Genomic DNA, 14,623 nt, shown 5'->3' with positions numbered 1-14,623 from the left:
GGCCGACCCCGTGGCGTCGCGACTGGGGGCTTTTGTCGGCGTGATCGAAGCGCAACTGAGTCTGCTATTGGACCTCCTAACGCGATTGGGCTCGAGGCCTTGGCTTCCTTGTGCTGGGCTTGCCCGCGGTCATGCCGGGGCGCGGTCGGCAGGCCTACACGTGCCGTGTCGGTTTGCATCGCACAACTAGTCGTGGCGGATGGTCGTGAGCCGTCGTGTCAGAGAGCGCGGGAGCGGGTAGCGGGCGTGCTACGAACGATCCAGAAGCGATCGTGAAAGCAGCGTCACGGCGATACGAGCTGAAGTACCGGATTGGTGATCACTGGCGGCGCGTCACTTTTGGGCAGCGTTTGATGTTCGGTTGTCATGGAGGCCGGACAGGGCTGAGATCAAGGCGCGGGCAGTGGGCGAGCGATCCGGTGAATTACGCCGATCCGGTGCAGGCCGCATTCGTCAACTACGTGGTTCGCTACTTCGCGGAAGACGATGGGCAAATGGCTCGCGTCCGGGGCGTTAGGCAACGGGGCTGCTGTGTGGGACGGGCATATCGGGGCAGAGCATTGCCATTGGTCTTTCAACGGGACGGGTCTCGAACTCTGGTGGATAAATAGGTCGACATCTGGCGATTTCAACTGCGTCGGACTCGGTATCGTTGCAGGTAGCGGGTTGGCATAATGTCACCCGTACGAACGCAAATCTCATTCGATGACCACGACAATCCAGAGCATCCTCCAAGAATTCCGCGAAGCCGCGTCCTCCAACCCGGATCTTGGCGGGCGATTCGAGCGGTTGATCGCTTCGTATCTTCTGACCGATCCCCAATATGCCGATCGCCTGAGCGATGTCTGGCTGTGGAGCGAATGGCCTAATCGAGGAAATCGCACCGACGTGGGGATTGATCTCGTTGCGCGCGAGCGCGGGACCGGCGATCACTGGGCTATCCAGTGCAAATTCTACGATCCGTCGCACCGCCTCGAGAAGAGCGACATCGATTCGTTCTTCACGGCATCTGGGCAGAAGTATGCGGGAACGGACGGCGAGATCAGCTTCAAGGAGAGGCTGATATTCTCAACGACTGACAAATGGAGCAAGCACGCCGAAGAGGCGTTGGAAGACCAGACGATTCCGACTTTCCGAATCAGCGTGCAGAATCTCGCCGATAGCCCGGTCGACTGGTCGCAATTCAGCCTCGCCAATGTTCGCGACATCCGGCTGCGCAGAAAGAAGGACTTGCTGCCCCACCAGACAGAGGCACTTAAAGCTGTCCGTGACGGGCTCGCCTCGCGTGACCGGGGCAAGCTCATCATGGCTTGCGGTACTGGCAAAACCTTCACGTCACTCAAGATAGTAGAGAGTGAGACTCCGCCGAACGCTCGTATCCTATTTCTAGCCCCGTCAATTTCGCTCGTCTCACAGACCTTGCGGGAATGGACCGCCGAGGCCGTTGAGCCCATCCATGCCTTCGTCGTTTGCTCAGACAGCAAGGTTGGTAAGGAAAACGAGGATATCCGTGCGCACGATCTGGCCTATCCGGCGACCACCGATGCCAGAAAGCTTGCTACTGCGGCCACAGCCGTAACGGCTGATCGACGCACAGTGATTTTCTCAACCTACCAGTCGGTCCAGGTTGTTTCGAACGCGCAGCGCCTCGGCCTGGAAGAGTTTGACCTGATTATTTGCGATGAAGCCCATCGCACGACCGGCATCACCCTCGACAACGAGGACGATTCGGAGTTTGTGAAGGTACATGACCAGGGAATCGTTCGCGGCAAAAAGCGGCTCTACATGACCGCGACTCCGCGGATTTATGCAGAGGCGTCGAAGACCAAGGCATCGGAGACCAGCGCCACTCTCTACTCCATGGACGACACCGACGTGTTTGGACCGGAGTTCTACCGGCTGGGTTTCGGCAAGGCCGTCGACAAAGGCTTGCTCACCGAATACAAGGTGCTAATCGTTGCGGTGGAAGAAGACCGGATGGCCGACCTGGCGAACCAGTACAATGCATTTAAGATCGATGCGAAGAAGGCCATCGATACCCGGTTCGCGACCAAGATAGTCGGGAGCTGGAAAGGGCTCTCCAAGCAAGGGCTGGTGCTTGTCGACGACGATGGCGAGCAGGAGCAGGTTACCGAAGATACTGCGGCCATGCGTCGGGCAGTTGCCTTTTCACGCTCTATCAAGGACTCGAAAGCCACCACGGAAGTCTTTCGCGAACTGGTCGAACTGTACGCGCAGTCCCACGACGGAGACCTTACGCCGGCGATGGTCCGTTGCGATCTCGATCACGTCGACGGCGGGATGAATGCCTTGCAGCGTCTGAGAGCGCTCAACTGGCTCAAGGCGCCAGTCGAGGACCACGGCTGTCGAGTTCTGTCGAACGCACGATGCCTGTCTGAAGGGATCGACGTTCCGTCGCTTGACGCGGTAATTTTCTTCGACACGCGGGAGTCCATTGTCGACATTGTGCAGTCGGTCGGGCGTGTCATGCGAAAAGCCGACCACAAGAAGTACGGCTACATCATCCTTCCGGTTGGCATCCCGTCCTCCAAGGTTAAAGACTACAACAGCTATATTGACGGCGACCCCCAGTTCCGGGGCATCTGGAAGGTTATCAAGGCATTACGGGCACACGACGAGTCGCTGGTCGACGAGGCGGAGTTCCGGCGCAAGATCAAAGTTGTGGACGGTGGCGAAGGGCGTGGTGAAGGTGAGGGACGCGGCGAAGGCGATACCTTGCCGCTTGACTTCCCGGCCTTGCCGATCGACGCCATCTCCGACGCCGTTTATGCAGCGATTCCGAAGAAGCTGGGCGACCGGGAATACTGGAGCGAATGGGCCAAAAGTGTCGCGCAGATCGCAGAGCGTTTGATCACCCGCATTCGGGAGCTGTTGTACCGTCCTGAGGCGAGGACCACCTTTGACAGCTTCCTGAAGGGACTCCGGGACAATCTGAACCCGGCGGTGGACGAAGCGGAAGCCATTGAGATGCTGGCCCAGCACATACTCACTCGACCGGTTTTCGAGGCGCTTTTTGAAGGCTATTCGTTCACCGACGAGAACGCCGTATCGAAGTCCATGCAGGCGGTAATCGATCTCATGGACGATCATGCGGTAACCAGCGAAGCAGAACAGCTTGAAAAGTTCTACGCCAATGTACGGGATCGCGTGTCCCTCGCCAAGAGTGACAAATCGCGGCAGGACATTATCCGCAACCTCTACGATACGTTCTTCAATAATGCCTTCCCGCGTCTGGCCGAACGGCTGGGGATCGTCTATACGCCAATCGAGGTGGTGGACTTCATTCTCCACAGCGCAGACGCGGCATTACGCAAGCATTTCGATGCCTGCCTCTCCGACAGAGGGGTCCAGATTCTCGATCCGTTCACTGGAACCGGCACATTCATTGTGCGCCTGCTGCAATCTGGTCTTATCCGGCCGGACGATTTGCAGCATAAGTTCCAACATGAACTGCATGCAAATGAACTTGTACTGTTGGCGTACTACATCGCGGCGATCAACATCGAAAGCGCCCAGCATGCGCTGACCGACACCTATCGCCCGTTCGACGGAATCGTTCTCACTGATACGTTCCAGATGACGGAAACGCGGGATCTGGTCGATACTGTTGTGCTTCCCGAGAACAGCAGTCGCGTGAATCGCCAGAAACTGCAGGACGTTCAGGTCATCATCGGGAATCCTCCGTATTCTGCACAGCAGGAGAGCGAGAACGATAACAACAAGAACCTGAATTATGAGACGCTCGACGGCCGCATCCGGAGTACCTATGCCGAGCAGTCTAGCGCCAAGCTGGTCAAGAATCTGTACGATTCTTACATTCGGGCCATGCGTTGGGCGTCAGACCGTATCAGCGACAAGGGAATCGTTGCCTTCGTCACCAATGGCTCATTCCTCAATGCCAATAACATGGATGGTCTCCGCAAGTGCTTGACTGAGGAATTTAGCCACCTCTACGTGTTCAACTTGCGTGGGGACCAACGGACATCCGGCGAGGCATCGCGACAGGAAGGAGGCAAGATTTTTGGATCGGGTTCCCGAACTCCTGTGGCGATCACCATCATGGTGAAGGACCCCACACACGTCGGCGACTGTGAGCTGCATTATCGAGACATCGGTGATTATCTCAGTCGTGAGGAAAAGCTGTCTCTTATTGAGCACGCGGGCAGCATCGATAACGTTGATTGGGAGCGCCTCGCGCCGAACAAGGAAGGCGACTGGATCAATCAGCGCGACCCAGCGTTCGATCATTTCGTTCCACTCGGGGCTAAGGATCAGGGCACCGACGAGGCGATGTTCTCGTTCTATTCGCTCGGCGTCGTAACCAACCGTGATCCGTGGACCTACAATTTCGCGTATTCCGCTGTCGAGTCAAATATGGCTCGGATGATTAATGCATTCAACGACAACGCGGACCGGTTTGCTATGGCGTGTAAGGGCAAGCCGAAGGACCAGTGGCCGGAAATCGAAAGCGTGATCGACGCTGATCCGAAGCGGATTAGCTGGACGCGATCATTGAAGGCAGATGCAAAACGCGGTAAGCGATTCGAGTATGAGCCGGACTCGATGGTGCAGGGCCAGTACCGGCCATTCGCGAAACAGTGGATGTACTTTAATCGACGTTTCAATGAGATGGTCTATCAGATTCCGAAGATCTTTCCTACGCCGGAACATGAGAATGTCGTGATCTCCAGCACTGGCGTTGCGGACCGGAAGGGGTATTCGGCGTTGATAGCTGATCATGTACCGAATATGCATTTGACCGACACGGGACAATGCTTCCCGCTGTATTGGTACGAGAAGATTGATCCGGCGGGTGAAGCGACTACCCCCGGCCTCTTCGATGCATCCCATGTACAACCCGATGATCACGGCTATGTCCGTCGTGATGCGATCAGCGACTGGGCGCTCAGTCAGTTCCAGCAGCACTACGGAGACGCTGCACTCACCAAGGAGGATCTCTTCTACTATGTCTACGGTGTGCTGCACTCGCCCGAATACAAGCAACGGTTTGCGGCAGACCTGAAGAAGATGTTGCCTCGAATTCCGTTTGCAAGGGATTTTCGAGCATTCAGCCAGGCGGGACGGAATCTGGCGCATTGGCACCTGCAATACGAGGCCGTCGAGCCGTTTCCGCTCACGGAAGAGTCAAAGCGCCTCGTGATGGAAGCTGCAGATTACCGCGTGACCAAAATGACCTTCGGCAAGAAGGACGGGAAGCAGGACAGACGGGTGATCGTCTACAACGGCAACCTCGTTCTTCGCGAAATTCCGCTCGAGGCCTATGAGTATGTCGTTAATGCGAAATCTGCAATTGAGTGGGTCATGGAGCGGTACGCCGTCACCAAAGACAAAGTGAGCGGCATCGACAATGATCCCAACACGTGGTCCGACAACCCTCGTTACATTGTCGACTTGCTTAAACGGATCGTGCGCGTCAGTGTCGAAACCGTACGGATAATAAAGGGTTTGCCGCCGCTAGAGGAGCATGTCCTATTCGCAAAGCAGGAAGAAGCGGACATCTTTGGGAGCGTAGCGTAGACCATGCTCGACCGCGGATCGGTCAACGTTCCGCGATCAGACATTGATGAAAACTCAGGGCACGCACGGATGTGTCACGCAGTCACATTCGTTTAGTCCGCGTTATTTGCAGATTTCAGGCGGCGAGTCTAGCTGCTGCACAACAATGAGGTGGAGAATGTCGTCTTCCCAAGACAGGCTCAGCGACGCGGAGCCATCGCTTGACTTCGATGGGGCGCTAGAAGAAGAAGATGTATCTGGCACCGACTTGGTTACAAAGCCGTGGGACCCGAAGGACATCCGGATCACTACGAAGACGTTCACCATCCGGGAGATTTTTATCCAGATAGAAGATGGCGATCTGGACCTGGCACCGGATTTTCAACGGAGTTTCGTGTGGAAAGATCGGCAACAGATTCGACTTGTTGAGTCCATCGTACTGGGAATACCGCTGCCCGCGTTCTATTTCAATCAGGACAAGACCGGCGCGCATCAGGTGATCGATGGCGTGCAACGGCTGACAACTATCAAGCATTTCATGTCAGATGGGCTTGTCCTCGATTCAGCGCATCTCGAATACCTTCGCGTATTGGAGGGGATGCGTTTTTCGACTCTTGACCCGGCCACCCGGCGGCGCTTCGCTGGGACACAGATTGTCGCGCACGTGATCGAGCCGCAGACCCCGGACGAAGTGAAGTACGACATATTCAATCGCGTGAACACCGGCGGAAGTCCACTTACGGCGCAAGAGATTCGTCATTGCATGAGCAAAGCCCTTTCGCGGGACTTCCTGCGAAGCCTCGTCGAGAGTTCCAGTTTCGATAAGGCAACCGACATGTCTTTCTGGAGTAAGGACGCTGCGGGCCATTTTGCGCGAGATAACCGACGGATGTCAGACAGAGAGATGGCATTGCGATTCTGCGCGTTTTATACGGTGCCAATTGAAGACTACAGTAAGGCGAGCAGCCTCGACTCGTTCTTGCTCGACTTTACACGCCGGATAGATGAACCCAGCGTACGCTCGCATACGCCCGTCGATCTGGTCGCCCTCGATGCAGCGTTTCAGCGTGCGATGGAAAACGCTTCTGCGATACTGGGAAAGGGGGCTTTCCGGCGCTGGCTGCCGGGAGCAACACGACGCGGCCCACTTAACCGCGCGGTGTTTGAATCGCAGGCAGTCGCGCTCGCCGATTACCAGCTTGGCCAGCTGTTGTCGCACAAAGAAAGAATTCAAGAGGGTTTTCGGGCGCTGTTTGCCGACCCCGTGTACGACACTGCAGTCCGCTATGGTACGGGCGACTATCTGAAGGTTGCCATTCGCCTGACCCGGCCTCGCGAAATGTTGAGGGAGATCATCTCGTGATCGAACAACTACAGATAAGCGGGTTCAAGCGCTTTGCCCAACAGCCGTTCAAGTTCGCGCCGCTCACGGTGTTGGCGGGAATGAACGGAACTGGCAAGACGTCGGTCATTCATGCGCTCGTCCTGTTGCATCTCGCTTCCAGCCGCTCAGATGGCGTGGTGCCACTGAATGGTCCCTATGGATTAGATCTCGGCATCTACGAAGACATACAGAACTGGGACGCATCTGATGAAATGTTCTTTGAGATGACTGAAACGGGAGAGGTGTTGTCCCGCTGGAAATTCCAGGGCAGTCAGACGGCTCTGTTTGCCGAACTGATCGAAGCGCCGCAGACCATTCCCGCAGGCTTCCGTGCAGGCGGGCGGATGTTCCAGTACCTGTCGGCGGAGCGATTCGGGCCGAGAAGCGTGCTCGGTGCATCTGCACTTCCGGCGAAACTCCTTGAAGTCGGCAGTCACGGGGAATATTGCGCTCAGGTTTTGCAGGTGCTCGGCAACGAAATCGTATCAGAAGAGCGGCTGTGCCCGGGAGCGCCAGAGGATGCCGCTCCCTTGCTTAAGTTTGAGGTAGAACGCTGGCTATCGCGGATCGCGAGACCAGTGCAGATTGATGTCGAGTCGCTACCAATCGGAACCGTCAGCGCACTTCGTTTCCGTGTGCCCGGAAGTGAATGGGTGCGTCCGCCGAATATGGGGTTTGGCGTGACCTATGCGTTACCTGTCATCGTGGCGGCGCTTACAGCTGGCCTCGGTGGCATGGTTGTCGTTGAAAATCCAGAAGCCCATTTGCACCCAATGGGGCAGTCGCAAATGGGCCACTTCCTCGCAACGATGGCGGCAGCTGGTGTTCAGGTGGTCGTCGAAACGCATTCGGATCACCTGATCAACGGGATTCGGCGCGCAATTGGCGAGCATCGAATACTGGCCGCACCGGACGCCGTGGTGCATTTTTTTGACGCCGCCGATACGCCCCCACGACTTCTCTCTTTCACAGAAACGGGCGGTATGGACGCGTGGCCACGTGGGTTCTTCGACCAATATCAGATCGATGTCGCTGCTCTGACGCGCGTCCGGAGGCCCCGGTGACAATAACACTCGTAGTCGAGGAGACCAGTTGGCGATTTGACGGCATATCAGCACCTGACTGCCTGGAGGCGCTGGAGGTCCTATTGGATAGGATCGACGATGCTTACGCTGAGGGCCACGATTCGTGTTACTCCGAGGATCTCTTTGACGTCTACGTACTGGGCGACAGACGTTTTTTTGATCTTTGTGGCGCGGACAGTCCGTTACTCATTCCTGCCGACGTGCGCGAGCGAATTGCGAGTATCTTTGGACGCCTCCCAAAGTGGCAGGAGTTGTCGTTGCCAGACAGCTTTGATGTTTGTGTCGCGGCAGGGGCCGTCGAATTCGCGCCGTCTATCGCTTGGGCTCACGCACAGTCGGCAGATCAGCCGCATAACGGTCCAGCGTGTCTCGTTTTCGAACCCGTCCGGGCGGCTGGGTGCTACCCGGTTACCGTCGAAAACCGTACATGCGATATGTGGTTCGTCAGTTCCCGTCAAAGCTATAACAACTACTTCAGGGCATTGATCGAGCGTTTCAGCGATAGTCCCGCCGAAATGGAAGCATTGAGCCACTCGGCATTTCCAGACCTGGAATTCCGAGCCGAATGCTTTGGCGGTATCAAGGACATGAGCAAACCGTATAGAGAACTTGCGAAGCCGCTTGTTCACCACCTGTCGGCTCTGTCTGATCACGGCACCAGGATATTCTCCGGACCGAGAGAACAGATTGCGGCGGAATTTGGAGCACTGGGTGTGGACATTTCAAACGAAAATGGGAACACGAAGAGCGACAAAGAGGCTCTCAACGAGCGCACGAAGGAAATCAATGGAAGAGACGTCGAATTTCTCTGGCATACGAAGCTAGAACGCCATTGTGACCGTATTCACCTGTCTGCGGATGGCCTGCATACGGGCGAAAGGTTGCTGATCGGGATCTTTTGTCGACACCTTAAGTGATTACTCGTAGAGCTGCAAGCTCGCAGTTGAACCCCATCTTTGAGGCTGCTTCAGCTGCAGAGCGGGCGCTGGGGCGCGCTCCATGGCAGCCTTGGCGGTTCGTGGCGCATTGTTAACGAGTTGATCGCCGCCGAGAAGCGAAGGCATCACTTTCTGATATTTGGCCCAGCCGTCCTGATGGGCGACTTCGTACGCGCTCTCGTCCTGGCCGGGGTTGGCCTGCATCAGGCTTGCTCGGCGGCTTTCCATGCGCTCTCGACGTCGTGTGCGTGTGCGACTAGCTGCTTCAGGTTGTCGACCTCCGCCGCATATTTTTCGCTGGCGTATGCCTTGATGTCGGGCGTTGGCTTCGTCCTGATCGTGTACTTCACGTCGACGAGATAATGGTTGTGGCCCTGCGGCGTGCCGTTGACTTTCTCGAAGCTACCGATCGACAGGTACTCGCAATCCCCAAAGGATGTCTGGACGGCGGCCTTTGCTTCGCTTTCGGAGGGACCGCTCGAGCATGCGGAGAGCGTCACGGCGGTGACGAGCGCAATGGAAGTGGCGCGGAGGCAGAAATTCTGGTTCATGAGATGGGGTGCAAAAAAGAATTCGCTTCCGGGGAGAGAAGTCCGGAAGCGAACATTAAGATGGATTGCCTTACGGGTTCTTGGGGGATGCCAAGGCTGGAAGCCGCGGCCCGCATCGACGCCGCGATGGAGTCGGTCACGGCAGCCGGGAACTGCGCGACCGTCAATGGCTGACTGGACGGCAGCACGAAGCCGCCCATGAGCTTGCCATTCATCAGACCGACCGCCAGCGAGCCGCCCATGTTGATCGCGCCCTTGAGATCGTCATCAATCGGCATGGTCGGCACGCCGATGCATTTGGGCAGGGAGATCGTGATGACGTTGGCATTGCGCGGGTAGGCGGACCAGTTGCCCGTGACCGGGAGCGAAAGCGGTACTTTGCTGTAGTTGCATCCCGACTTGCTGCTCTCATCGTCCCGCGCACGGTAATGCGATAGTCGATCTGCAGTGCGCGCGACAGGGGCTGACCGCTTACATCCGTTATGCGGTACGAAACCGTGACCTGATCATTGGTGGTCGGACCGGTACCGACCAGCTTCGAACCGACCGCGGACAGGTTGTACGAGGGATGCAACTGCGCGGGCGTCAGCCAGCTCGTCCAGGAACCATCGGTGGGTCATTTTTCATCGGCGCTAACAACTAATCGGCTGAGGGGACGCAGAAGAGGCTCGCGGAACTGCGGAGCACGTTCGTATAGGAGCCCCGGGCGACGCAGTCCGACGAGGGCTCGTCGTCGACGGAACAAAAAAGACAGGCCGGGGTGCACTTCACCCTGGCTCGCCTTAAAGCAGTCAACGGAGCATCACGATCAATGCAAATGTTTGTGGTTCCGACATGCCGAGCGCAGGTTGCTCTCACAATCTGCAACACTGGTCGCTAACGCGGCTGGCGGTGCTTGTTGGGCAGGCCGGCAATTACTGATGCCGGACTTAATGCGGCATATCCTGCTCGCATCGTCGTGCAAATTGAGGGCTCGTCGTATCGCCTGCGTGAGCATGCCAATACCCGCACGACCCCCGCGCAACCGCCCATCGTCAATGAAGTCCGTGTCCGCTTAGCCTCGCTCGCCGGCGACCGGGCCGCCCCCATAGAAGCTTACTTGGTCACGACGCCGGCTGATCACCGTTCGCAAAGTTGGGGACTTTTGCTTCGACAGGGGAAATTGCGCCCGACGTTGACAACGATTGATATCACGTCTGATTTGTCAGGAGACCAAGCGCCTCTTTGAGCAGCCCAACCAAGGCGCTCGCGTTGGGAGTGGGGTCTTCTATACGCTCGGACAACGACAGATAGGCCCAGTGAACAGCCGTCGAATACATCGAAAGCGTGATGAGGTGGGGCCCGCTCGGTCCCCGCACCCCGGTCAGCCAGTTCTGGACGGTGCGCTCGCTTGCACCGGTTAGCCGCGCGAGCCTTTTCACAGCATGTTTCGAGTCTCCCACTTCTCTGGCCAGCGCCAATGCGATGACAGCCGGATATTCCGCGCAGATTTCTGGACCGCTGCGCAACTTTTTGCTGTTTTTCGGCAACATTTTTCGCGCCTCCAAAACTAAGATTTCTGAACGTAGGCACCGGATAGAAGGCGCAGCGTTCAGATCCATGTTGAGTTGGAAATGAGCGGCCGCGTTCGCCCGCATCGCCTTCGTCGGGAGGTGGTGTGAATCGATCGACGCGCAAAGAGCAGACCCAGAAAGACGGCCACGGCGGCCGGGCGGTGGCGTATGTGCGCATGTCGACCGAGCATCAACAATACTCGACTGAAAACCAGCTTGACGTTATTCGAACCTTTGCCGACAGCCGAGGTTTGGAAATTGTCCGCGTCTACGCTGATGAAGGGAAAAGCGGCTTGCGCCTGGACGGCAGGGATTCTCTTAAACGGCTGATCTCAGACGTCGAATCCGGCGGCGCAAATTTCGCCGTTGTCTTGGTCTACGACGTAAGCCGCTGGGGGCGCTTCCAAGATCCCGACATGGCAGCTAGCTACGAGATCCGCTGTAAGCAGGCAGGCGTGAAGATCCTCTACTGTGCAGAGCAATTCGAGAACGATGGCAGCCCGATCTCCAGCATCATAAAAAGCGTAAAACGAACGATGGCTGGCGAATACAGCCGGGAGCTGAGCGTGAAAGTCCACGCTGGCCAATGCCGACACATTCGGGAGGGGCATCGCCAAGGCGGTCCGGCAGGATACGGCTTGAGACGCATGCGAGTGGATCAAACCGGCGCGCCTCAACAAGAGCTTGGGCGCGGAGAGCACAAAGCCCTTCAAACCGATCGGGTGATTCTCGTCCCAGGCCCGGTTGACGAGGTGGCGACCGTGCGCAGCATCTATCGCTCGTTCGTCGAGGACGGGCTCACCGAATCAGAGATCGCGGCGGAGCTCAACGAACGAGGAGTGGTGACCGATCGCAGGACAGCCTGGACGCGCGGAACAGTCCATCAAATCCTTATCAATGAGAAATACGTCGGGCACAACGTTTGGAATCGCGTTTCCTTTAAGTTAAAGCAAGAACGGATTCGCAATCCGCCGGCTGCATGGATCAGAAAAGAAGACGCGTTTGAGCCTGTCGTCGAAAAGCTAATGTTCGATGCGGCCCGGCAGGTGATTTTGGCGCGGTCTTATCGAATGAGCGATGCCGAAATGCTCGAAGTGCTGCGCCGGGTCTTATGGCGGCACGGCTACCTCTCGGGGATGGTGATCGACGAAGCGCGGGGTTGCCCGTCAAGCAGCGCATACATGAGCCGGTTCGGCAGCTTGCTTAGGACATACAGCCTGATTGGATACACGCCGGCTCGCGACTACTCCTACGTGGAGATCAACAAACACCTGCGCGAGCTACACCCGGGCGTTGTTGAAGGCACGGAGCGCGCGATAAGGGACGTCGGCGCTACGGTGGAGCGGGGAGATGCGCCAGGCCTGCTTCTCGTCAACAGCGAGTTCTTCGTGTCTTTGGTGCTCTCGCGTTGTCGGAGAACCGAGTGGGGCGGGAATCGTTGGATTATCCGCTTTGACAATGCTTTGCGACCCGATATCACTGTCGCCGTTCGAATGGACGCTGACGCAAAAACGATCCGCGACTACTACTTACTGCCGGCAATAGATTTCCATTCGGACCTCGTGCGAATTGGGGAGCACAACGATTTTGGGCTGGACGGCTATCGATACGACGATCTGTCGATGCTATGCCGCATCGCGCGCCGTGTTCCTTTGATCAAAGGAGTTGGCTATGAATGATCGCATAGAGAAGTTTGTCGCTACGCTCCCGCGCAGCGACAAGATCACGCTTCTTTCGGCAGACCGGCTACGAGTGCTGAATCCTCGTGTCCGAAACCAATACTTCTTCTCCCAACTGGTCGAAAACATTGCCTCAGTGGGGTTGAAGCGTCCGATCACGGTTGCTTTTGGCGGCCGAGACGTGGAGGGCGACTGGCATGAGGTTTTGTGCGGACAGGGACGGCTAGAGGCTTTAAGGGCGCTAGGCGAAACCATGATCCCCTGCTGTGTGGTGGAAGCAAGCGCGGCGGACCGGCACCTCATCACCTTGGCGGAAAATCTCGCTCGGCGCCAGCACCGCGCCTTTGAGCTGCTGGGCAAGTTGCAGGAGCTGCGCAACAAGGGATACTCATCCGAAGAGATTGCGCGAAAGACAAACCTCGAATCGTCCTATGTCAGCGGAATTCTGATGCTGCTCGCAAAGGGAGAAGAGAAACTGATCCAGGCGGTTGAAAGGCGCGCGATGCCTTTGTGGCTCGCCGTCGAGGTGGCTCGCTTGCCGAGCGCGGAAGTACAAGCGGCCATGCTTGCCGCTTATGAAGGCGGAACCCTGAACGGTGATCAGCTGCTGAGGGTTCGCCGGATTCTGAGCAAGCGCGAGGCAAGCGGAAAGAAACTGTCGGCGCGCAGCGCGACCCGCGACAAGCCCACCCCCCAAAAGTTGTTGCGCACATACCAAAACGAGGCGCGCAAACAACGAATGATCGTGCAAAACGCGAACATTCAGCAGCAGCGACTTTTGCTGATTGTTTCGGCATTAAAAAAGTTCCTCGCAGATGAACACTTTCGAACTTTACTTAGAGCGGAAGACATTCGAGATATTCCTGAGGCTGTTGCTACGCGCTTGCCACCGGAGCTAATGCCATGAGCCACATCAAGCATGCATTCGAGCAGAAGATCATTGAGATCGCAATTGAGACGATCATCCCCGGCTCCCAGTTGTCGCCGACGGCAATCGAGACTGCCAAATTCAGAACGATCATGAGCTCGATTGCAGAGCTCGGAGTGATCGAACCTCTGGCGGTGTTTCCTTCGACGCAGCATCCGGGGGACTACGATCTTCTCGACGGCAGGCTGCGGCTCGAAGCGTTGAAGCGCCTTGGACGAACGACTGCGCCGTGCATGGTGTCCAGCGACGATGAAGCATTCACATTCAATCGCCACGTCGGGCGCATAGCGGTTGTTCAAGAGCACAGGATGATTCGAAAGACTCTTTCGATGGGCGCCTCGGAACAAAGGATTGCGGAGGTTCTGAGTATGGATGTGCGCTCAATTAAAGAGCGGGTCGCGTTGCTTGACGGAATAGCGCCGGAGGTGGCAACACTTTTGAAGGATCGACAAGTCGCGCCCCATGTGTTTCGTGCCTTGAAAAAGATGAAGCCGTTCCGCCAAATAGAAGCGGCAGAGATGATGATCGCGGCCAACAAGTTCACGGCGAATTACGCGTCAACAATACTGTTGACCACGCGCCCCGACGGTCTAATCGACAGCGCAAAAAAAAAGAAAGGGGATTTCAACCCTGAAGATCTCGCCAAGATGGAGGCCGAGATGGAGCGGCTTCGGCAGGATTGCCAGTCAGTGGAGGACGAGGTGGGCGACACGATGCTCACACTTGTCGTGGCCAAAAGTTTCATGACGCGCCTGATTCGAAACGAAGCTGTTCACGCCCACCTTAAACGTTTCCATGGCGACTCTCTGGCTAGCTTGGTTTCGACAATGGACGCGATTTCGGCGGACCAACGCATATCAGAGCAAGAATGAGAGGACGTTCGCGCTGGTCGCGTTTCCGGCAGTCTCGCTGATGCAATCTATGCCGTTTGCGCGTGCGTGGTCCGCATGCTAAAGCGCCTATTTGT

At 56.8% G+C, this 14,623-nt stretch carries 10 protein-coding genes and 1 pseudogene; 7 read left to right on the top strand and 4 right to left on the bottom strand.

Annotated elements, in window-relative coordinates:
* The first annotated feature begins 705 nt into the window (after nt 1–705).
* The 4 genes from J2W46_RS17430 (at nt 706) to J2W46_RS17415 (ending at nt 8,924) form a co-directional block, all read left to right on the top strand.
* Nucleotides 706–5,559, top strand: coding sequence for a DEAD/DEAH box helicase (locus J2W46_RS17430; RefSeq protein WP_310355290.1), 4,854 nt, complete (start codon nt 706–708; stop codon nt 5,557–5,559).
* A gap of 157 nt (nt 5,560–5,716) precedes the next feature.
* Nucleotides 5,717–6,901, top strand: a complete 1,185-nt coding sequence (locus J2W46_RS17425) for a DUF262 domain-containing protein (protein ID WP_310355289.1) — start codon at nt 5,717–5,719, stop codon at nt 6,899–6,901.
* The gene (locus J2W46_RS17420) at nt 6,898–7,986 is read left to right on the top strand and encodes a DUF3696 domain-containing protein (RefSeq protein WP_310355288.1); all 1,089 of its coding nucleotides are present in this window, start codon (nt 6,898–6,900) and stop codon (nt 7,984–7,986) included. The genes J2W46_RS17425 and J2W46_RS17420 overlap by 4 nt, the downstream gene beginning before the upstream one ends.
* Complete coding sequence (locus J2W46_RS17415; protein WP_310355287.1) at nt 7,983–8,924, top strand: hypothetical protein; 942 nt, start codon at nt 7,983–7,985, stop codon at nt 8,922–8,924. The genes J2W46_RS17420 and J2W46_RS17415 overlap by 4 nt, the downstream gene beginning before the upstream one ends.
* Here J2W46_RS17415 and J2W46_RS17410 read toward each other — a convergent pair whose 3' ends face one another.
* The 4 genes and pseudogenes from J2W46_RS17410 to J2W46_RS17395 form a co-directional block, all read right to left on the bottom strand.
* Nucleotides 8,925–9,149: a hypothetical protein gene (locus tag J2W46_RS17410; RefSeq protein WP_310355286.1), complete on the bottom strand. Its 225-nt coding sequence runs from the start codon at nt 9,147–9,149 to the stop codon at nt 8,925–8,927.
* Nucleotides 9,149–9,496 carry a hypothetical protein gene (locus J2W46_RS17405; protein ID WP_310355285.1) on the bottom strand — a complete coding sequence of 116 codons (348 nt, stop codon included), beginning with the start codon at nt 9,494–9,496 and terminating at the stop codon, nt 9,149–9,151. The genes J2W46_RS17410 and J2W46_RS17405 overlap by 1 nt, the downstream gene beginning before the upstream one ends.
* A pseudogene (locus J2W46_RS17400) lies at nt 9,493–10,106 on the bottom strand (hypothetical protein); the annotation flags it as partial. The pseudogene J2W46_RS17400 and the gene J2W46_RS17405, both read right to left, overlap by 4 nt.
* Before the next feature lie 580 nt (nt 10,107–10,686).
* The gene (locus tag J2W46_RS17395; protein WP_310355284.1) at nt 10,687–11,028 is read right to left on the bottom strand and encodes a helix-turn-helix domain-containing protein; all 342 of its coding nucleotides are present in this window, start codon (nt 11,026–11,028) and stop codon (nt 10,687–10,689) included.
* Nucleotides 11,029–11,225: 197 nt separating this feature from the next.
* Here J2W46_RS17395 and J2W46_RS17390 point away from each other — a divergent pair, with 197 nt between their 5' ends.
* Genes J2W46_RS17390 through J2W46_RS17380 form a run of 3 tightly spaced genes read left to right on the top strand, consistent with a single transcriptional unit; the run spans nt 11,226 to nt 14,528 of the window.
* Nucleotides 11,226–12,728, top strand: coding sequence for a recombinase family protein (locus J2W46_RS17390; RefSeq protein WP_374726848.1), 1,503 nt, complete (start codon nt 11,226–11,228; stop codon nt 12,726–12,728).
* Nucleotides 12,721–13,635, top strand: a complete 915-nt coding sequence (locus J2W46_RS17385; protein WP_310355282.1) for a ParB/RepB/Spo0J family partition protein — start codon at nt 12,721–12,723, stop codon at nt 13,633–13,635. The genes J2W46_RS17390 and J2W46_RS17385 overlap by 8 nt, the downstream gene beginning before the upstream one ends.
* Nucleotides 13,632–14,528 (top strand): ParB/RepB/Spo0J family partition protein, encoded by an 897-nt coding sequence (locus J2W46_RS17380; RefSeq protein WP_310355281.1) that lies wholly within the window; start codon nt 13,632–13,634, stop codon nt 14,526–14,528. The genes J2W46_RS17385 and J2W46_RS17380 overlap by 4 nt, the downstream gene beginning before the upstream one ends.
* The last annotated feature ends 95 nt before the right edge of the window (nt 14,529–14,623 follow it).

This window comes from Paraburkholderia strydomiana (genome assembly GCF_031456815.1).
Classification (GTDB): Bacteria; Pseudomonadota; Gammaproteobacteria; order Burkholderiales; family Burkholderiaceae; genus Paraburkholderia; species Paraburkholderia caledonica.
The sequence above is the reverse complement of the archived record's forward strand: the minus strand, read 5'-3'. Positions and strand labels throughout refer to the sequence as shown.